This is a genomic window from Thalassospira profundimaris (genome assembly GCF_003326795.1).
Taxonomy (GTDB): Bacteria; Pseudomonadota; Alphaproteobacteria; order Rhodospirillales; family Thalassospiraceae; genus Thalassospira; species Thalassospira profundimaris_C.
In genome coordinates this window covers 1-20,185 of sequence record NZ_JPWI01000001.1, presented here as the reverse complement: position 1 = coordinate 20,185, position 20,185 = coordinate 1, and the positions used below count along the sequence as shown (strand labels likewise).

Below are 20,185 nucleotides of genomic sequence, written 5' to 3'. Positions count from 1 at the left end.
CTAGGCCAGCGAGATGTGGTCGCGGCCGGATGCCTTGGCGGTATAAAGTGCGTTATCAACACGTGCCATCAGGGTATCGAGATCTTCGGATTCACGATATTCCGTTACACCGGCACTGATGGTGACCAGGATTTTATCGCGTCCGAAACGAACGGGGGCCTCGCGGATTTTGTCGGCAAGCTCGCGAGCTTTGGTCATTGCGTCCTGGCGTCCGGTCTCCGGGAACATCACGACGAATTCATCCCCGCCCCAGCGACAAATCAGATCAGACTCACGGACATTCATCCGGATCGAGGTCAGGACGTCGCGCAGGACCGCATCACCGCCCGGATGACCATAGGTATCGTTGATGCTCTTGAAGCCGTCGAGATCGAAACACATAACCGAAAGGGGCGTTTTCTGGCGCTTCGCGGTCTTGGTCGCCTGATCAAAGACCATGTCAAAGACCTGCCGGTTGAGGCTTCCGGTCAGTTTGTCACGTGATGCAAGTTCTTCAAGACGGTTCTGATAGTTTCGCACCGTCAGATAGGCAACAAGTCCGACAATGATCGTGATCAAAAGCGAAATAGCGATATTCACAAATAACGTATTCTGAAGGCGGTTATTTGACGAGTAATCGCTCTGTTCCACGATTAAAAGCCAACCGAATTCGGGGACAAGGCGGCTATTGACGAAATAGGTGTGCCCGTCCTCTTCGTATGACATCGACGTGCCCGGTGATGTCAGAATCTGGGTGGCGAGCTGGCGCATGCCAGGACGTTCATGCAGGCTATGCGCATTGCCAAATCCACTGCCGCGCAGGGTTACGTGGCCTTCTGTATCGACAAAATAGATCGTTCTGCCATAACGGTTCTGATAGGTCTCGATCAGGTTGGTGACCGAGTTTACCGAAAGGCCCACCCCGGTAATTCCGATGACATTGCCCTCATAATCGATGACCTGGTAATTTATAAAGATCGATAGTCGGGAACGGTCAACAGTGTCGTGGTCGATATTGATCTCATAGGATTTTTTGGCGTCACGGGCGCGGAAATACCAGCTGTCAGCCGGATCATCTTCGGTGATCTTCTTGATCACGCCGCTCGGATGGTAATAGTTCCGGCTTCTGTCCGAGATGAAATAGGACGTGATGGTGTCATAACGCGACTGGATTTCACGCAGATACTTGATGATTTGGTTCTGATCTTTTTCACCAGACAAGGCCCAGTCGCGGACAAAAGTGTCGTGCGCCATCAGGGAAGAGATAAAAATCGGCTGCAAAAGATCGCGCTGGATTTCCGAATAGATATTGTCGCTGGTAAGTGGCAGCGTTGTTTCGAAAATCTGTTCTTCAAGAGATTCCCGGGCGACATAAAAGCTGACAAAACTTGTTGTTAAAAAGCCGACCGCCAGAAGAACGCACAAAACAACAGCAAAGTATAATTTCTTTCCCTGCACGGAAAGCTCCCCAAAAGCAAATGTCTTATACCGCTGGCGATTTTTATGCTCAGCATTTCCGGTTCCAATAATCTACGGGAAAGCAGGGGGCATTGCACGGGCCAAAATGGCCCGGAATGACGAATGTATTTCATGATTAATTTAGAATTATTCAAAAGAAACCGCCAATCCGGGGACTGACGGTTTCCTGAAACCTGTGCGCACAAAATGCCGGATTTTAGCGGCGGAATACGATTGTTTTGTGATCGTTGCGGAAGACGCGATGCTCACAATGCATCTGGATGGCGCGCGAGAAGACGACAGATTCAATGTCGCGTCCGATCTCGACCATATCATCAGCCGTCATGGAGTGATCAACACGTTCAACCGCCTGATGAATGATCGGGCCTTCATCAAGATCGGCAGTCACATAGTGGGCTGTCGCGCCGATCAGTTTGACACCGCGTGCATGGGCCTGATGATAGGGCTTGGCACCCTTGAAGCTTGGCAGGAATGAATGGTGAATGTTGATGCAGCGTCCTTCCAGTTCCCGGCAAAGATCCGTCGAAAGAACCTGCATGTAGCGTGCAAGGCCAACCAGATCAGCCTGATATTCACCGACCAGATCAAGAAGCTTCTGTTCCTGAACGGCCTTGGTATCCTTGGAAACTGGCAGGTGATAGTACGGGATGCCATACCATTCGACGATGCCGCGCATGTCTTCGTGGTTCGAGACGATGGCGGGGATTTCGATATGAAGGTTGTTCGAGGCAACCCGATGCAGAATGTCATTCAGGCAATGGCCGAACTTTGACACCATCAAAAGTACTTTTGGCTTGCGATGGAAGTCATGCAGTTTCCACTGCATCGTGAATTTATCGGCAATCGGGGCAAACTTTTCGGTAAATTCGGCGTCGGTGCGCAGTGCTCGGCCGGCTTCGAATTTGACTCGCATGAAGAAGCGCTTGCTGTTGGGGTCGCCAAACTGTTCAAGTTTGGTCACGAACGCGCCTTCGTCAGCAAGGAAGCTCGATACACTTGCGACAATCCCGAAAGTATCCGGGCATGTGATGGTCAGAATAAAGGTTTTGGCGAGTTCGGACATTTCCGCTGCTGCTTTCGTTCGTGAATTTGTTTACCCCGCCGATATAGCGGTGATCCACCCATCTGCCAACCCGGAAATGGCGGATTTCCGCCTATACCAAACCTGCCAGACCAAAAATGCATAGCCGATAAAGGACTGGACTTTATTGTGGCTTGTGCCAAGAATTCCGCTGCTTGTCATGAATGGGGTACATGTTGTCCGTGATTTCGGTTATGCAGTGCCCTGAAAAACCAGAACAGCAAATGCATCATGCCGCAGCATCCGGGGGAGATGCGGCACATATGCCAAGAGGCGTTTCATTGATTGATTTCCGTCCCATTCTTTTCATCGTCGGCATCCTGCTGTGTACGCTGTCTGTAGGCATGTTTATCCCGGCGCTGGTTGATCTTTATTACGGTCAATCGGACTGGATCGTGTTCTCGGCGGCGTCCTTTGTTTCGCTGTTTGTCGGCGGCGCGTTGATCATGATGAACCGCATGGACAATCTTAAGATCAACTCGCGTCAGGCCTTTATCCTGACAACGCTGAGCTGGGTGGTCTTGACGGCGGCCTCGGCCCTGCCATTTGCCTTTTCCGATCTTGATATGTCCTATACCGATGCGTTCTTTGAGGCGATGTCGGGTATTTCGACCACCGGATCTACGGTTATTGTCGGTCTCGATACGGCGCCGCCGGGCATTTTGCTGTGGCGGGCCTTGTTGCAATGGCTTGGCGGGATCGGGATCATCGTGATGGCGATTGCGGTCATGCCGATGCTGCGCGTTGGCGGGATGCAGCTTTTCCGCATGGAAAATTCCGACAAGTCAGACAAGGCGTTCCCGCGTGCGACCCAGATCGCCATGGGCATTGCCATGCTGTATCTGAGCTTTACGGCTCTGTGGGCGATCCTGTTGTGGTGGGCGGGCATGACGCCATTTGATGCGATTGCGCATGCCATGACAACCATCGCCACCGGCGGTTTTTCGACCAAGGATGCCTCGGTCGGCCATTTCGACAGTGCGGCGATTGATGTGATCATCACAATGGGTATGGCAACCGGTGCGCTGCCCTTCATTTTATATCTTCAGATGCTGCGCGGGCAGGGCAATGCCCTGTTTCGGGACAGCCAGGTGCGCTGGTTCCTGACCATTGCGGTGTCGATCATTGTCGGTCTGGCATTCTGGCATTCGGAAACCAACGGTGTACCGTTCCTGACGGCGCTGCGCTTTACATCGTTTAACATTGTCTCGGTCATGACCGGGACCGGATACGCGACGACCGATTACGGTCTTTGGGGGCCCTTTGCAGTTACGGTGTTTTTCTTTGTGATGTTTGTTGGCGGTTGTGCCGGTTCGACGACCTGCGGGGTGAAGATTTTCCGTCTTCAGGTACTTTATGAAATCGCCAAGATCCAGCTTTCGCACATGTTGCGTCCGCATGGCGTGTTCATTGCCTATTACAACCGCAAACCGCTGTCCGAAGATGTGACGGAATCTGTTCTGAGCTTCTTCTTCCTGTTTGTGTTCTGCTTTGTGGTGCTTGCAGCAGCACTTGGCGCGATGGGACTTGATTTCATCACGGCAGTTTCAAGTGCGGGCACGGCGATTGCCAATGTCGGGCCGGGGCTTGGCCCGATTGTCGGGCCATCAGGGAACTTTGCGACGCTGCCCGATGGCGCCAAGTGGTTGATGTCGATCGGGATGCTGATCGGGCGTCTGGAAGTCTTCACCGTTCTGGTGTTGCTGTTCCCGGCATTCTGGCGGGATTAGTTCCCCGTATTGATCGGACTTGTTTTTGCACCCGCAGGCCTTTGGTCTGCGGGTGTTGCTTTTTGGTCTGTTGACAGATTAGGTCAAGTGTCCTAATTTTGGAATTGGGACAATTGTCCTAGTTCGTCAAAGTCAGGATCAGGGAAACTCATGTCAACGCGAGACCGGATCATCGAAACCGCAGATCGCCTGTTTTACCAACAGGGGTTTGAGGCTACTTCCTTTGCCGATATTGCATCAGCGGTCGGTATTTCGCGTGGCAATTTTTATCATCACTTCAAAACCAAGGATGACATCCTTGATGCAGTCATCACTCAGCGTCTGGCAAATACCGAACAGATGCTGGATCGCTGGGAAATCAGTGGGAATGATCCTTCGGAACGCATCCGGAGCTTTATTCACATACTGATCGTGAATGGCGAGAAAATCCGCAAGTTCGGGTGCCCGGTCGGGACGCTGTCTTCGGAACTGGCCAAGCTTAACCATGCAGCGCAAAGCGATGCGGCGGGGCTTTTCACACTGTTTCGAAGCTGGCTGTGCCGTCAGTTCATGGCGCTTGGTTTTGGTGCGAAATCAGATGCACTTGCGATGCATATTCTTGGACGCAGTCAGGGTGTTGCAACCCTTGCCAATGCCTTTGACGATGACGGGTTCCTTGAAAGTGAAGTGACGCTGATGTGTAACTGGCTTGATGACCAGATTACCCACCTGAAAGCAAGCGAACGGGCTTGATCAGCCGCTTCTGATAATGTTTCACCACCCGGTCAGGGAGAACATAATGTTTACAGTTTTTCTTAGATTTGCCGACGGCCGTGCCAAGGCGCCTCAATTCATGGATGCCCACAAGGCCTGGATCAAAAAGGGACTGGATGACGGGGTGTTTTTGATGGTTGGCAGTTTGCAGCCCAATTTGGGCGGGGCAATCCTTGCTCATGGTGTAAGCCGTGATCAACTGGAAACGAGGATCAATGAAGACCCGTTTGTCGCAGAGGGGATTGTTGCGGCCGAGATCATGGAAATATCACCCGCCCGGACCGATCCGCGTCTTGAATTCCTGATGGCCTGAGAGATGAGCAAAATTGTCATGGGTGCGGATGGAAAATGCCGCTGTTCCTGGTGCGAATCTGCGCCTGAGTTTAATGCCTATCACGATACGGAATGGGGATTTCCGGTTGTTGATGATCAGCGCCTGTTTGAAAAAATCTGTCTCGAAGGATTTCAGTCAGGGCTGAGCTGGCGAACCATTCTTTCAAAGCGTGAAAACTTCAGGGCGGCATTCGCCGGATTTGATTTTCACAAGGTCGCACTTTTTGGCGACAGCGATGTCGCGCGTTTGCTGGACGATGCCGGGATCATTCGCCACCGTGGCAAGATCGAGGCGACCATCAACAACGCCAGACGTGCCTGTGAAATGGTGGATCGCGAAGGATCGCTTGCGGCCTATTTCTGGCGGTTTGAGCCCGATCCGGCGGAGATCGCAATGCCCCAGACGATGTCGACATCGCCAATGTCGATTACGCTTTCAAAGGACCTTAAGAAACGGGGCTGGAAGTTTGTCGGCCCGACCACGGTCTTTGCCTTCATGCAGGCCATGGGCCTGATCAATGACCATGCAAACGGCTGCTTTTTGCGTCCGCAGATTGACGAAATCCGGAAGTCGCTTGTTCGGCCTGTCTGAGAAAAAAGACACCCCTTGCCTGAAGGCAAGGGGTTGAGGGTCAGGGACCAGTTGCCCGGTCCCTTGATGATAATCCGGCAAGGATTATTCTGGCGTCCCATCAATGGTATCAACCGCAAGGCGCGCGTTCCGGTAATCGCGGACCGGCTTTCATCTTGCAGGTGATCCGTATCAGGGGAAATCAATCAGGCGATACCGGGCCTTGGGTCAGGAGCGGATCGGGGATCGGGATTTCGGCCCGGCATCGCCTTGAAGCCAAAGTGCCAAACAATTTCGCCAAGATGAAATCGAATATCGAATTAGTTTTAATAGGAAAAATCTATCAATTATGTGCATTGCGATAGTGCGATGCATCAATTTCAGGTGTGAAGCGGCAATTTCACCCCGAAAACTGCGCCATCCGGCCCTGTTGCAACGAGGCGAAGCTCGCCATTGTGGGTGCTTATCAACTCGCGCGCGATGGCAAGGCCTAGCCCGGTTCCACCCTTGCGTCCACTTCCGGCAAAGGGAACAAACAGGTTTTTGATGGCCTTCTCGGGTAATCCGGGGCCGTTATCCTTGATCAGAACATCAATTAAATTGCGTGTTTCGTCCGACTCGGCCGCCGTTTTAACGCCTGACTGCATCTGGAATGTTACGGTCACCCTGTCGGCCCCTGCTTCGAGCGGGTTGCGGATCAGATTGCTAAAGGCCCGAAACAGCATGTCATAGTCGGCTTCAAGCATTGCATCGTCTGGCAGATCGATCTCGATGCGGGCTGTGCACGGCGGTTTTTCAGAACCGTCTTCCTCGACCGTACCATCCATCAGGTTTTCGGTTTTCTGAAGCAGGATCTGATCACGGACTTCTTCGAGCAGCTCGATTAGTGTGAATTTTGCAAGATCGCGCGGTGGTGGGGTTTCACGCGCGAAGGACAGGGTTTGCTCGCTGATATAGACTGCACGTTCCATCGACGATAAAAGGCGCGGGACAACAGCGCGAACTTCATCATCCTGGCTTTTGGCAAGCTGTTCGGTCATCAGCATCGAGGTCGCAAGCGCATTGCGCAGATCATGACTGATTTTTGTTGCCGCAGTGCCAAGGGCAGCAAGTCGGCGCCGCTGATTAAGCATCGCCTGAATGTCTTGCTGCATGATAGCGAGTTCCTGTTGGGCGACGCCGATCTCGTCATCACGCATACCCGGTGTGATAACCGACGACTTGTCCTGTGGATTTTCGCGAAACCGGATCATGTCACGCGTAAGGGTGCGCATCGGGCGCACCATCAGCCTGTTAAGCGCAAAATAAACCAGCCCGGCGGTAAAGAACGAAATCATCAGCGACAGGCCAAATACCCGTAAACCGAAATTCCGCATCGCCTGGGTCAGGGTGTTTTCATGAACAAGGATTTCAATCTCGAAATCGGGTGCCATGGATGGCATTCCGACCACGCGCAGCATGCGGTTTTCGGTTTGTAAAAGGGTAGCCAGCCCCTCCATGATCGCCATCGGAATCGAAAAGTCAGTAAGGTTGACGTCCTTGTCGACCTTGGCGGGCATATCGTCACGTTGCAAAAGAAGTTTGCGATCTTTCAAGCGCAGGATGACGGCCTCGATCCCCGCGTTCGAGAGCAGTTCTTTCTCAAGATCATCGGGGATCATCTGATCGGGGGTGGCCTCAAGGGCAAGGGCCGCGAGATAACCGGAATCAAGATGGGCCTTAAGCCAGTCGACCCTGAAACGCGCAACAGAGGGGGCAAAGACGAAAATCTCTGCAAGCATTACAAAGCTTACCGTCAGCACCAGAAGGCGCGCGGAAAGCGATTTGGCCCATGGGGGCAATTTCAGATGCGGTCGTTCCATAAAGCGATGTTAGTCAGAGACCGGCAAAAAAGTACAGCGGAACAGATGCTTGTTTCGCGATGTCATTTAGGAATTGGCCTTCTAGCCAAACCTGAGCAGGAAACGCACGATCTTGCGGGTCTTCTCGCTAAACAGGCCTGGCGTGTACCAGGCACCGGCAACCCGTTTCGACAGTTCCCCCAGGGTAGGATAAGGCGCGATCATTCCGGCAATCGCACCGATTTTCATTTTGCGCGAAATCGCCAAGGACCATAGCCCGATCAATTCGCCGGCCTGGCGTCCGACAATCCCGGCGCCGAGAATACGGCCCTTGGGCGTGGTGATGACCTTGATGAAACCGGTTGTGTCATCTTCGGCGCGTGCCCGGTCATTTTCCGCGTAGTCCCAGGTAACAACGCGGATTGCATCGCCATGCCTGGCGCGCGCCGCTGCCTCGGTCATGCCGACCTGGGCGACTTCGGGGTGGGTATAGGTCACCCATGGAACCGCACTGTGATCAACCTTGGCAGGCAGCCGGAACAGGGCATTTCGAATGACAATCCCTGCGTCATATCCGGCCATGTGGGTAAATTGCAGACCGCCAGTTACATCGCCAATGGCAAAGATTTTGCGGTTTGATGTCCGCAGCCGCGTATCCACAGAAATACCCGTGCGCTCAAAGGCAACACCTGCTTCTTCAAGACCGAGATTCTCGACATTGGGGCGACGTCCGGTTGCCAGCAAAAGATGACTGCCTTCAAGAGTGATCTCGATGCCGTCATGTTCAATAATCACCCGGATCAGATCGCCAGCGGGATGAATTTCCCTGGTTTTGCTGTTTTCATAAAGCGTGATGTCGCTGTCTTTGATTGCATCGCGAACGACTGAAACCATATCGGGATCGTCTTTGGGCAGGATGGTCATCATCTCGACAATCGTGACCTTGGCACCAAGCTGTTGATGGGCTTGCGCCATTTCAAGCCCGATAGGACCGCCGCCGATAATGATCAGATGTTCAGGGCAAATGCGATTCTCAAAGATATTCTCGTTGGTGAAATAGGGAACAGTTTCCAGTCCGGGGATTGGTGGCACAGCCGCACGTGATCCTGTTGCGATGACAAAGCGCTTTGCACGAATGGTTTTGTCCCCGGCAACGAGCGTATCGGGTGATGTAAAATGTGCTTCTGCCTGAATCACAATGCAGCCAAGTTCTTCAAAGCGTTCGACCGAGTCATGCGGCGCAATGCCGGAAATTACCGAATGAACATGCTCGATGGCCTGGGCAAAATTGATCTCAATCGGTCCGGTTGCAACACCAAAACGATTTGCTGTGCGGGCATTCTCCGCTGCATGGGCGGCTGCCAGAAGCGCCTTTGACGGGACGCATCCGGTATTAAGGCAATCGCCCCCCATCCTGCCTTTTTCAACAAGGACAACATTGGCCCCCATCTGAACTGCGCCGGCTGCAACGGACAAGCCACCCGATCCGGCACCAATGACGCAGATGTCTGTCTTCAATACCTTATTCATCGGAGGGGGCCTCGCTTTTGGATTTACGGAGTTTTTTGTAGGCAACAGGCATCAGCGCCAGAACGGCAAGACCGATAATCGGTGTCAGGATGCGGGGCTCAAAAATCACCCCAAGATCAGGTGTTTTGCCCTGATCAAACAATGCGCCAAGTCCATCTCCGATCGAGGCATAAACAAAGGTCCCGGGAATGATTCCCAGAAAAGTACCCAACACAAAGGAGCGCAGCTTCACTCCGAGCAGTGCCGGGACAAGATTGACCAGCCAGAACGGGAATATCGGGATGAGCCGCAAGACCATCAGATAGCTGAAGGCATTTTCGGCAAAACCTTCTTCCATCTTGCGGATCGCCGATCCTGCCTTGTTATGCATGACGTCATAAAAGGCATAGCGTGCCGCAAGATAGACGATGACGGCACCAATGGTGGCTGCGGTCACGACATAAGCTGTCCCGAGAACCGAGCCAAACAGAAACCCGCCAGCAATGGTCAGGAGAGAGCCCAGCGGCAGCGACAGGGCAACAGCGACAATATAAATTCCCATGAAGCCCAGAATGCTGAGAGCCGGTTTGCTTGAAACCAGATTCTGCAACTGGTCACGATTGTCGCGCAGCGTATCAAAGGACAACAAATCCAGCACACCGCTTGTCCATGCGATGCCAAGTCCGCACACCAGCACGACAAGTGGCAGCATCCTGCGCCATAATGGTTTTCGCGCGGTCGCGGTTTGTTCCGGGTTTTCGGTTTCCTGATGGGGCACGTTGGGCGTCACTGAATTTGTTTTGATCATTTAAATCACGCTCTTGCACGGAGTTGGTGACGGGACGAAGAGCAAATCCCGACAAACAGGATTGCATTAATTTCGATCAGATTAGAGCGAATTTTCCAAAGACGCTTATGAACTGCTTTCACCATTGCGTGAGGAGAACGAGATAACCCTCCGAACCCGATTACATGCAACACTGCGCAGAAATCCTGATGGTCTGGTGCTTGACGCCGGGGAAATCTGGACGTATCGTCTGCACATCGTGGGATTTGTCGACCGGCTTGCGGCCACGTAAAAAATCGCTAAAGAGGGGATAGATGGCTTCGGCCCTGACCCATTCATGCCGGTCAGGGTTTTTTTGTGTCCGGAACACACCATATCTCCGGGCATATAGGAGCAAGACGATGACGACCGAAAAAAAGGCTTCTGATAACTGGCGTGCTGCGACCCGTTCTGTTCGGGGTGGTACTGCGCGCACCGGTTTCTCTGAAACATCCGAAGCCATCTTTATGAATTCCGGCTACGTGTATGAAACAGCTGCCGAGGCAGAGGCCTCCTTTGATGGCAGTGGCCCGGAACGCTATGTCTATTCACGTTTTGCCAATCCGACCGTGAACATGTTCGAAGAGCGTCTTGCACTGCTTGAAGGCGCGAAATATTGCCGCGCCACAGCGTCGGGCATGTCGGCGGTCTGGAATGCGCTTGCCGCCTGCACCAAGGCCGGTGGCCGTGTTGTTGGTTCGCGGGCATTGTTTGGTTCGTGCGAATTCATTCTGACCACGCTTCTTCCGCGCTTCGGGGTCGAAACCGAACTGGTTGACGGGACCGACAAGGCTGCCTGGGAAGCCGCCCTTTCCAAGCCCGCAGACGCGGTCTTTCTTGAAACACCGTCCAACCCGACGCTTGAAGTTCTCGATATCGCCTTTGTCGCCGATCTGGCGCATAAAGCGGGTGCCAAGGTCGTGGTTGATAATGTTTTTGCGACCCCGATCCTGCAAAAGCCGATGGAACTGGGTGCGGATATTGTTGTCTATTCCGCGACCAAGCATATCGACGGGCAGGGACGTTGTCTGGGCGGGGCCATCCTGTTTAATGACAAGGAATGGCATGACACGCATCTGACGACCTTCCTGCGTCACACCGGACCAAGCATGAGCCCGTTCAACGCCTGGGTTCTGCTTAAGGGGCTGGAGACACTTAGCCTGCGTATTGATCAGCATATTCGCAATGCAACCGCACTTGCCGGGTTCCTGTCGGAACAGCCGCAGGTGTCGCGCGTTATCTATCCGGGACTGAAAAGTCACCCGCAGCATGAACTGGCAATGAAACAGATGTCTGGCCGTGGTGGTGGATTGATTGCGATCGAGCTTGCCGGTGGCAAGAAAGCGGCGTTCTCGCTGCTTGATAACCTTAAGCTGATCGATATTTCCAACAATCTCGGCGATGCAAAAAGTCTGGCAACCCATCCTTGGACCACGACCCACCAGCGCGTGCCGGCCGAGGACAAGATCACAATGGGCATTACCGAGGGCATGTTGCGTCTTTCTGTCGGTCTCGAAGACATTGATGACCTTAAAGAAGACCTGCTGGCGGCTCTTTCCGTATAACGGATGGCGATACAGTAATCCTGATATCGAAACGGCCCGTACAATGTGCGGGCCGTTTCATTTAGGGAGATAATTTGATCGCAAGCTCTGTGTGGCAGTGAAGCTGTTTCAGCGCTATTGTTGCAGGCTACTGGCACTTCTTTTGCGGACTATCTACATATGGCTCATCAATTGTAGTCTTGGCTGCCACAAAATGAATGGAACACACTTGGCCCGGAGACGTGCATGTATTCGACCGTAACCCACGACATCAAGGTTTCGGTACAACCCGTATTCCTTGAGGACGAATCTGATCCTGATACCCATCGTTATGTCTGGGCCTATCGGATCGAGATTGAAAATCTTGGATCGAAAACCGTCCAGTTGCTGAACCGATACTGGCGGATTACCGATTCACGCGGGGAAACCCAGGAAGTCAAAGGCCCCGGTGTGGTTGGCGAGCAGCCCGTTCTGGCGGGCGGTGAGCGTTTTAATTACACAAGTGGTGCCCCCTTGGCGACGCCAAGCGGCTTCATGGTCGGGACCTATGAGATGACGGATATGGACGGCAATCACTTCGATATTGCCATTCCTGCCTTTTCTCTGGACAGTCCCCATGGGCAACATACCGTAAACTAAGATAAAAGCGGGTCAGGAGCCCCACCAAGCCGGGAAACAATCCCGCAAGGAAATGATAAAAGGATTTAGTATGTGCAGCGAACATAGTGCCGTGAAACGTCCGACACGCGAAGAAGCCGAAGATGCGGTGCGCACGCTTCTTCGTTGGGCGGGGGACGATCCCGACCGTGAGGGATTGCGTGGTACGCCCGACCGTGTTGTGCGTTCGTATGGCGAATTCTTTGCCGGGTATCAGCAAGATCCGGCAGAAATTCTGCGCCGGACGTTTGAAGAAACGGATGGCTATGACGAGATGGTCGTCTTGCGCGACATTCGTGTTGAGTCATATTGCGAACATCACATGGTGCCGATCATTGGTGTTGCCCATGTTGCCTATCTGCCGCGTCGCCGGGTTGTCGGCATTTCCAAGCTTGCCCGTGTGGTCGAAGTCTATGCCAAACGTCTGCAGATCCAGGAAAAAATGACAGCACAGGTCGCCAATACCATTCAGGAAGAACTTGATCCGCTTGGTGTTGCCGTGGTGATTGATGCCAACCATCAGTGCATGAGCACGCGTGGTGTTCACAAGACCGGTGTGTCGATGGTGACCAGCCGCATGCTTGGTGCATTCCGTGATGATCCGATTACCCGTCGCGAATTCTTTGCGATGATCGGGCGCTAGTCACGCCGCTGATCAATATCCCGAGATGATAAAGGCCGCAGCTGATACTGCGGCCTTTTGTCTGGTGATTATTCTCTGAATACCGGGTTATTCGCGGAAACTGTTGTGGCAGGATTTGCAGGTACGCATCATCGTGCCAAGTGCGCCTTTGAATTCGTCTTCGGAACCGTTGCTTGCCGCAACTGTTTTAAGGGCAGTTGCACTGTTCTGAAGTTCGGTCGCAAGGTCGCTGAACTTTGACCAGTCCGTCCAGATATCGGCGAGTGCTTCGGATGGTTTTTCATCACTGCCTTCCGGGAACAGGTTCGTGAAGTTCTCACCTGCATGTTCTTCAATAATACCTGCTGATTCAGCAACCTTGGCCGGATCATATGGCAAGGCGCCCTTCATCATTGGTACCATGATCTTGATTTGTTGACCGATGGCTTTCATGCCATCCATGCGTTTCTCAACGACACCGCTTGCACCTTCATGGGCGATGGCAGCAATGCTGACCGTCATGGAAAGGGCCAAGGCGGCTCCTGCTAGAAATCTCAAATTTTCGTCCCCTGTATTTCAAACTGCATCTAATAACCAAATCGCGCCAGAATATTCTCGACGGCGCCGACATATGACCCGCCAAACAGGCGGACATGAACCAATAAGGGATAAAGGTTATACAAATCCCTGCGTTCTTCAAGGAACCCCGATTCAATTGGCAGAATTTCGGTATAGCGGTCAAAAAAGTCCGCACCCAGATGGCCAAACAGTGTTCCGAACGCCAGTTCAACTTCCCGATCACCGTAATAAATTGCCGGATCAATCAGCCCGGTCAAGTGACCGTTTTGGCACAGGATGTTTCCGCCCCAAAGATCGCCATGCAAAAGAACGGCAGCCGGTTTGTCTTCAATGTGGCAATCAAGCCGGTCGATCAATCGGTCGATCCGTGTGGTGATTGCGGATGAAAGCTTACCTTCCTTGCGGGCGGCATGGGCCATATGCCGTAACCGGCATTCGCCAAAAAATGCGATCCAGCTTTTGCTTTCCTTGTTGGGTTGATGCAGTCCGCCAATCAGGGTGTCAAATTCCAGGCCAAATGATTTTGAGGTGACCTGATGCTGGGCGGCAAGTTGTGTGGCAAGATCACGCTGAACCATGTGCGTCATCTGATTGTCATTGGCGATGAAGTCCATCACCAGACAATTGTGATCGGCATAGAGAACCGACGGACAGGCAATTGGCGAATGCCTGGCAAAATAGCGCAACATCCTTGCCTCGATCTCAAGGTCAGTATTTGTCGTGCTGCTTTGCTTGATGACCAAAGAGCGGCCATCTGTCAGATCAACCCGAACAACATTGGCAACAGATCCGCCTGATAATGTGCGGTAATGCGCGATGTCCTGACCGGTCAGCTCCTTGATCAGGGGTGTGATGGCATTTCTGTTCATTGGCAGGATGAAAGTCCGGCACTCAAAGGGCGTGCTGATTGCGGATATGGGCAAGAAGACTGTTTGATGTTTCCTCGATCATGTCAAAGACATGCTCAAACCCGTTCGCCCCGCCATAATAGGGATCAGGAACGCTTTGACCGGTCCTTTGCGGATGGTAATCAAGGAACAGTTCGATTTTGGTCTGATGCGTCGAGGATGCCTGCCGCCGCATGTCGCGTAAATGGCCATCATCCATCGCCAGAACATAGTCAAACTGTTCATAGTCAGATGGCTTGATCTTGCGGGATCGAATATCGCTCAGGTCATAGCCGCGGCTTTGCGCCATTTCACGTGATCTTGGATCGGGTAATTCTCCGACGTGATAGGCCGACAATCCGCAACTATCGACGCTGATCCGACCAGAAAGTCCGGCTTCTTCGACTATCTTGCGAAACACGCCATCGGCGGTGGGCGACCGACAGATATTGCCGGTACAAACAAAAAGAACCTTGATCACGCTTTCTACCTGCTCAGTCAGATTTGAAATGATGTCCAGACTGACATGCGCCACCGGTTCGGGCAATGGCGCTGCACTCACAGGAATACCTGAATTTATCAGGAAAACTTGTCGAAACTGCCCTTATGTAACAGCTTCGTGACATTTTGAATCCTGCGCTGACAGTATTGTTAATTGTTTGTATGATCGCGCCATTGTTCGAAACTTGGCGTGTGTTGATGCAGGAATTTGTTTCTTTTGGTTTGCATGTTGCCCTGATCCGGCAACTGGCGTGGCTACCCCGGGGGTATGATCTGGTCCCTGCCGGAACGGTTGTGACCTCGGCCAAATTGCGCAGCATCATGCTTGCCCTTGAAGAGGTAAATGGTCCGGCGGTTCTGGTGCGTCTCGGACGGCATCTGGCGGCCAAGGAACAGGAACCTGTACTGACCATGTTGCGACATTCGGCAACACCGGCAGTGATTGCCGATCGCTGGCGCCGGCTTGAAGGCTATTCCCATGCCCGTGCACGCAGCGAATTTTCGATTGCGGGCAAATCCATGAATATCCATCGTGGCGTGGTTCGCGGACAGCCACCTGCGCGCGTTGAAAATCTGCTACTGCAGGGCTTTTTGATTGGCCTGCTTGAAGCGGTGGGGGCCGAAAATATTGATGCCACCATTTTACCAAGCCATGGCCCGGCGATCCGGGTCATGCGCAAGGGACGGATGAATAACAAACTGGAATTTACCGGGCGCGGACTTCGTTTCCGGATCAACTGGACCAGTTTCGAACCGGTTTCATCTTCCTATCCCTTTATGGCAAACATGCCCGGAACCGCGCCGTCTCTTGGTGCGCAACGTCCGATCGTGCGCCAGCTTTGTGCGATTCTTGAACAGGATGTCGGGCGAAGCTGGACGATTGACGAAGTCGCAGCTGCTCTTGATACCTCGGGGCGGACATTGCAGCGTCGTCTGCAACAGGCCAATAACCGGTTTTCCGATGTGCTGCGGATGGTTCGTGTGCGCGAAGCCTGTCGCCTGCTTTATGGCACCAGCCTTTCGGTTGGCGAAATAGGCTTTTGGTGCGGCTTTACCGATAATGCGCATTTCTCACGCGATTTCAGGCGTTTGCTGGCAATGCCTCCATCTGTTTACCGCGAAGCCAGCATCGGCCATGCCGGTCTGACGCGGGCGTGACAATAGATATGACTTTGCATTTGGCAGACGTCGCGTAATTGACCTGACCCGTGTCCTTGTTTATCAGCAGCACAAACACGGGCGCGATCCCGCCCCAATCGCATGAACGAGGCTGCCATGAGCGACGCACGCAATTCTGCCAATCAATATTCCGGTTTTCTGCCGCCACGCTTTGCCGAACGGCCCGATGCGGATGACGTGACGGTCAAGACCTGGACGGTTGGCGATGCGCTCGGCGATCATTCGGTTCCTGAAATCCCCCCTGCACTCTCGCTGTTTTTTGACCTTGTCGCACCCTCGGCCGAACGTGCGGGGGCGTCAGGCTTTGCCATGCTCTGGCTTGATCGTCATCCGCATGAACAACCCGGATGGCGTTTGTCCGTAGGACATGTCGGTTCGGTCGATGATCTTGAACAGGCGGTGGCCAAGCCGCTTGCACGCCTTGTCGGAACCATGTCGCTGGCAGAATTTGAAACCGAAAACTGGCATGCGACCCGGCCGCTCTGGCGCAAACGCGCCGAACCGGTCCGGCTGGTATTCTGGGGGGCATTTGCCCGCCATGCACGCGCACTTCTGGCACATGGCGATGGGGCGTCCTTCTATCAGCCGCTCGGTGCCGGGTTGCGCTCGGATCATGTGGCGGCAAGCTTGCCCCTGCTCGAAGACATGCTTGGCGATCCGTTGCTGATTGGGGGAATGGGGTTCGAGGATGCCTTGCGCCTCGGGGTTGCGCTTGGGCGTGCCCATCTGATCGAAAGCTGGATCGAGGCAGGTGGCGCAGAAAAGGAACCCTATTTCCGCCCGATGCGAATCTGGCATCAGGCCTGGCTTGCCAATGTGCTGATTGATCCGGCGGTGGCGAGTCTTGCCATGCCGGGACAACCGCCGATGCCCGCCCTTGATTTCAGGGCTGAAAGCACACCTGACGGGCGACGCAAATCACTTGATGATCTCTCAAGCTGGTTGACCACGGTGTTCTTCACCGATCAGCATCCAGCCCTTCGCAATGCTTTTGTCGCCGGGGTTCAAAATGCCGTGTGGCTTGATAGTGATCTTCAACAATATCTTCAGCCACAACAGCGTGCCGAAATCTTGCAAGGCCTGATGCCCTATTGCCGCTGGTTCCTTGCCATGGCGCTTTATAATCATCTGGGAAATCTTGCTGCGGGCAATGCCCGCCAGGATCAGATTGCGTTTTACGCAACCCTTGTTGATGCCTTGCCGGAACTGGCCCCGCTGGGCGAGTTGGCAACCCGGCGTGATATCGAACTTCACATTATCCGCATTGATGCTGCCCGTGCGGCATCGGCCCTTGATACGCTGGTTCTGCCATTCTGCGATTTGCTGATGCCGCGTCTTCAGTTTGATGCTGCCCGTGCGTGACAATATCTGCGCAAGACTGCCACAGAAAAAGGTCCGCCGGATTTCTCCTGCGGACCTTTTTTTGATCTTGATCTGATGCGTGATCAGCGCGCAGCGCGATAGGCCGGGATCGGACGGCGCGAGACGATGGCAAACCGTATCGCCAACCCGCTAACGGCCACCAGGCTTGCAATCACGATGCCCCAGAACAGACCCCGCACCCCCATCCCCGCCACAAAGGTCAGGTAATAGCCGGTCGGGATCATGACAAAGATATAGGACACCAGATGCAATACGGTTGGTGCCCATTTGTCCCCGGCACCGCGCAGGGCACTGATTGCGGCATTCTGCCCGCCATCCGTGGGGAAAATAATCGGCATCAGCACCAGAACCGAAACCGTTGTCGCGATGACACCGACATCCTGAGTAAACAGATGTGCAACGCTGTTCGGGACCAGATAAAGCGGAATGCTGAGCAAAAACATCACCGCCATCGTCGTCAAAAGCCCGATCCACCCGGCAAGTGCCATATCGGGTCGGTCCCGCCTGCCATAGGCAATCCCGACGCGTACAGATGTCGCCGACGCCAGGCCAAGCGCGACCATAAACATAAGAGCGAGCATCGTCATGGCAATGCCATAGCTTGCCGCGGCAATCACACCAAGCCGACCGGCAAAAAGCTGCATTGCCGCAAAGGCGCTTGTTTCCATGCCCTGACTGGCGCCTGCCGCATAGCCAAGATGGCGGACCTCCTGCGATCCGCGCCACCAGCCGGAAAATCCGTTCCGAAGACCGTAAAGGTTATGGCTCTTCATCAAAAACACATAGCCAAGAAGGCTCAGCGCCATGATCCAGCGGATCACGCTTGATGTCCATGCCGCGCCCTCGGCCCCCAGTTCTGGAAAACCGAACGCGCCATAGACAAGTCCGTAATCAAGAACAAGGTTGATCAGGTTGGCAAGGATCATAATGACCATGCCGGGCAGCGGGCGTTGCAATCCTTCAAGGAAAAATGCGCAGGTCGTATAAATCAGGGCAGCGGGCATCCCGATTGACAGGATGATGGCAAGCTGACCGGCATGCGTTGCGATTTCTTCCGGTTGTCCTGTGACAACAAACAGCCATTCTGCCTGCCATGTCAGGAAGGTGAAGACGGCACCGATCAGAATGGTATAGGGCATGGCATTGCGCCATACCGTACCTGCGGCCTGTAGATCTTCGCGGCCATTGGCATGGGATGTCATGATCATGACCCCGGTCAGAAGACCAATCCCGGTGACCATCAGGGATGTAAACGGCGCATGTGCGACATTCAGATAGGCCAGACCCGCACTGTCATAGTTCCCGACAATGATCGTGTCGACAACCGCCATGATCAGCATGCCAAGCCGGGCAATCGTGACGGGCAAGGCAAGCCGGAACAATTCGCTCAGATGGCGTCTGACCCGGTTATGGGGATAAAGCGGCGTCGGCGATGCGGCGGGATCAGGTGGCGGCGGTGCCACGGTCCCGTCTTGTGGGGCGAGTGTCATTTGAACGTTCCCTGCTTTTATATATGCAGCCGTCTGGGGCGGTGGTGGCATGCCCCGAACCGGCTGCTTTTGGTGTGACCCTGATCGGGTCTTTTATCTGTGTGCGGCAAACGGGCGTCGCGGAATGGCCGTCAGCAATTTGGCAGGATCATCGGTAATCACGGATGTGACACCCCATGAAAACAGCTCTTTCGCCCGTTCGACATCATTAATGGTATAGCAAACCAGCGGCACACCGGCATCGACAATCTCGGCCGCGCTGACTGGCGTCAGGGCCGCGTGGTCGATATGGATGGCAGATGCGCCAAGGCGTGCATATTCCGCCTTCCAGTCTTTGGGCAGTGTCTCAAGCAACCAGCCACATGGAATTTCCGGGGCATGTTTGCGCATCTCGGCAACGGCAATATCGTCAAAGCTCGAAATCAGGATCGGCAAGTCGCGGGCACGTTCGAGTTCGGCAATTACTTCATGGCACAGGCGTACCGGATCGCAGCCCGAAGGCTTGATTTCAAGATTGGCCCCCATCTCCATATAGTAAAGCGTCTCGAGTGTGTCGCTCAGCGTCGGAATGCGTTCGCCCTTATATATGTCTGAAAACCATCCACCGGCATCAAGGGTGCGCAAGGATGCAAGATCGCTCTGATGGATCGGGCCCGTTCCGTTGGTGGTGCGTTCAAGTGTCTCATCATGAATGAGAACGCATTTATCATCGGAACTCAGTGTCACATCGCACTCGATCCATTTGGCCCCGCGCGCACCGGCAACGCGAAATGCGGCAATGGTGTTTTCCGGTGCTTCAATCGATGCGCCACGATGGGCGACAATATGCGGGATCTCGATCACGGTCTTTGGCCTTTTCACTGCAAGGGGCACAATGCGCTTTTATCGGGGATGCGGATGGTCCGGTCATCTCCGTGCATTGCGAATACGGACTATGGAGTCTCTTACGCCACTTGGTTTCCGTGAAAAAGCGAAAATCTTGTTGCGATTTGCACGCCTTCCTTTTGGCAAAGAAGTCGAAGTCATTGGACTCCATATTGTAATTGTCGCGCCAGAGTCGAACAAAGTCATTGTTTTCGGCGTTATGCGCACATGTTGGTGGTGGCATGCATCAGACTGCCATCTCGCTGAAATCCCGGAAAGCCAAGGGTTTTCGCGGACCGTTTCGGAGCTGGAAAAAACAATCGCTGAAAATCTCGCTGAATCTCGAAAAAAGGTATTTACAGGTCTGTATTGGGGCC

Annotated in this window: 20 protein-coding genes and 1 riboswitch; of the genes, 10 read left to right on the top strand and 10 right to left on the bottom strand. The window is 53.7% G+C overall.

Annotation, left to right across the window (positions count from 1 at the left end; all coding sequences use genetic code 11):
* Together TH30_RS00100 and purU are read right to left on the bottom strand one after the other, a co-directional pair.
* Positions 1 to 1,437, bottom strand: coding sequence for a sensor domain-containing diguanylate cyclase (locus TH30_RS00100; RefSeq protein WP_114096090.1), 1,437 nt, complete (start codon positions 1,435 to 1,437; stop codon positions 1 to 3).
* A 217-nt stretch (positions 1,438 to 1,654) separates the two neighbouring features.
* Complete coding sequence (gene purU / locus TH30_RS00095; protein ID WP_114096089.1) at positions 1,655 to 2,521, bottom strand: formyltetrahydrofolate deformylase; 867 nt, start codon at positions 2,519 to 2,521, stop codon at positions 1,655 to 1,657.
* Between the two features lie 281 nt (positions 2,522 to 2,802).
* On the opposite strand from purU, the gene TH30_RS00090 reads away from it, so the two are divergent.
* The 4 genes from TH30_RS00090 to TH30_RS00075 all read left to right on the top strand — a co-directional run bounded on the left by TH30_RS00090 (position 2,803) and on the right by TH30_RS00075 (position 5,947).
* Complete coding sequence (locus tag TH30_RS00090) at positions 2,803 to 4,269, top strand: TrkH family potassium uptake protein (protein ID WP_258548558.1); 1,467 nt, start codon at positions 2,803 to 2,805, stop codon at positions 4,267 to 4,269.
* A gap of 150 nt (positions 4,270 to 4,419) precedes the next feature.
* Positions 4,420 to 5,001, top strand: a complete 582-nt coding sequence (locus TH30_RS00085) for a TetR/AcrR family transcriptional regulator (protein ID WP_114096088.1) — start codon at positions 4,420 to 4,422, stop codon at positions 4,999 to 5,001.
* 46 nt (positions 5,002 to 5,047) lie between these two features.
* Complete coding sequence (locus tag TH30_RS00080; RefSeq protein WP_114096087.1) at positions 5,048 to 5,335, top strand: YciI family protein; 288 nt, start codon at positions 5,048 to 5,050, stop codon at positions 5,333 to 5,335.
* A gap of 3 nt (positions 5,336 to 5,338) precedes the next feature.
* Positions 5,339 to 5,947: a DNA-3-methyladenine glycosylase I gene (locus tag TH30_RS00075; RefSeq protein ID WP_114096086.1), complete on the top strand. Its 609-nt coding sequence runs from the start codon at positions 5,339 to 5,341 to the stop codon at positions 5,945 to 5,947.
* 359 nt (positions 5,948 to 6,306) lie between these two features.
* Here TH30_RS00075 and TH30_RS00070 read toward each other — a convergent pair whose 3' ends face one another.
* The 3 genes from TH30_RS00070 to TH30_RS00060 form a co-directional block, all read right to left on the bottom strand.
* Positions 6,307 to 7,788: a sensor histidine kinase gene (locus TH30_RS00070; protein WP_114096085.1), complete on the bottom strand. Its 1,482-nt coding sequence runs from the start codon at positions 7,786 to 7,788 to the stop codon at positions 6,307 to 6,309.
* An 81-nt stretch (positions 7,789 to 7,869) separates the two neighbouring features.
* Positions 7,870 to 9,297, bottom strand: a complete 1,428-nt coding sequence (locus TH30_RS00065) for a dihydrolipoyl dehydrogenase family protein (RefSeq protein ID WP_114096084.1) — start codon at positions 9,295 to 9,297, stop codon at positions 7,870 to 7,872.
* Positions 9,290 to 10,084 (bottom strand): TVP38/TMEM64 family protein, encoded by a 795-nt coding sequence (locus TH30_RS00060; RefSeq protein WP_114096083.1) that lies wholly within the window; start codon positions 10,082 to 10,084, stop codon positions 9,290 to 9,292. Before TH30_RS00060 ends, TH30_RS00065 begins: the two co-directional genes overlap by 8 nt.
* A gap of 228 nt (positions 10,085 to 10,312) precedes the next feature.
* Positions 10,313 to 10,387, top strand: a riboswitch (SAM riboswitch).
* Between the two features lie 77 nt (positions 10,388 to 10,464).
* On the opposite strand from TH30_RS00060, the gene metZ reads away from it, so the two are divergent.
* From metZ to folE, 3 genes are all read left to right on the top strand, one after another.
* Positions 10,465 to 11,667, top strand: a complete 1,203-nt coding sequence (metZ, locus tag TH30_RS00055) for an O-succinylhomoserine sulfhydrylase (protein ID WP_114096082.1) — start codon at positions 10,465 to 10,467, stop codon at positions 11,665 to 11,667.
* Between the two features lie 225 nt (positions 11,668 to 11,892).
* Positions 11,893 to 12,285 (top strand): Co2+/Mg2+ efflux protein ApaG, encoded by a 393-nt coding sequence (apaG, locus tag TH30_RS00050; protein ID WP_114096081.1) that lies wholly within the window; start codon positions 11,893 to 11,895, stop codon positions 12,283 to 12,285.
* A gap of 70 nt (positions 12,286 to 12,355) precedes the next feature.
* Positions 12,356 to 12,946, top strand: coding sequence for a GTP cyclohydrolase I FolE (folE, locus tag TH30_RS00045; RefSeq protein ID WP_114096080.1), 591 nt, complete (start codon positions 12,356 to 12,358; stop codon positions 12,944 to 12,946).
* Positions 12,947 to 13,033: 87 nt separating this feature from the next.
* On the opposite strand, the gene TH30_RS00040 is transcribed toward folE, so the two are convergent.
* Genes TH30_RS00040 through TH30_RS00030 form a run of 3 tightly spaced genes read right to left on the bottom strand, consistent with a single transcriptional unit; the run spans position 13,034 to position 14,872 of the window.
* Positions 13,034 to 13,459: a c-type cytochrome gene (locus TH30_RS00040; RefSeq protein WP_147251907.1), complete on the bottom strand. Its 426-nt coding sequence runs from the start codon at positions 13,457 to 13,459 to the stop codon at positions 13,034 to 13,036.
* A gap of 53 nt (positions 13,460 to 13,512) precedes the next feature.
* The gene (locus TH30_RS00035) at positions 13,513 to 14,373 is read right to left on the bottom strand and encodes a fructosamine kinase family protein (RefSeq protein ID WP_114096078.1); all 861 of its coding nucleotides are present in this window, start codon (positions 14,371 to 14,373) and stop codon (positions 13,513 to 13,515) included.
* Between the two features lie 22 nt (positions 14,374 to 14,395).
* A complete protein-coding gene (locus TH30_RS00030; protein WP_114096805.1) occupies positions 14,396 to 14,872 on the bottom strand; it encodes a low molecular weight protein-tyrosine-phosphatase in 477 nt (158 codons plus the stop codon).
* A gap of 218 nt (positions 14,873 to 15,090) precedes the next feature.
* On the opposite strand from TH30_RS00030, the gene TH30_RS00025 reads away from it, so the two are divergent.
* A complete protein-coding gene (locus tag TH30_RS00025; RefSeq protein WP_114096804.1) occupies positions 15,091 to 16,050 on the top strand; it encodes a helix-turn-helix transcriptional regulator in 960 nt (319 codons plus the stop codon).
* A 117-nt stretch (positions 16,051 to 16,167) separates the two neighbouring features.
* Complete coding sequence (locus TH30_RS00020; protein WP_114096803.1) at positions 16,168 to 17,433, top strand: hypothetical protein; 1,266 nt, start codon at positions 16,168 to 16,170, stop codon at positions 17,431 to 17,433.
* Positions 17,434 to 17,516: 83 nt separating this feature from the next.
* Here the strand turns inward: TH30_RS00020 and TH30_RS00015 are convergent, their stop codons facing one another.
* Both TH30_RS00015 and TH30_RS00010 read right to left on the bottom strand, forming a co-directional pair.
* Positions 17,517 to 18,944, bottom strand: coding sequence for an MATE family efflux transporter (locus tag TH30_RS00015; RefSeq protein WP_114096077.1), 1,428 nt, complete (start codon positions 18,942 to 18,944; stop codon positions 17,517 to 17,519).
* A 93-nt stretch (positions 18,945 to 19,037) separates the two neighbouring features.
* Positions 19,038 to 19,787 (bottom strand): glycerophosphodiester phosphodiesterase family protein, encoded by a 750-nt coding sequence (locus TH30_RS00010; RefSeq protein WP_114096076.1) that lies wholly within the window; start codon positions 19,785 to 19,787, stop codon positions 19,038 to 19,040.
* Positions 19,788 to 19,878: 91 nt separating this feature from the next.
* Between TH30_RS00010 and TH30_RS00005 the strand changes: the two genes are divergently transcribed.
* A partial coding sequence (locus TH30_RS00005) for a hypothetical protein (protein WP_147251906.1) occupies positions 19,879 to 20,185 on the top strand: 307 nt, incomplete at its 3' end.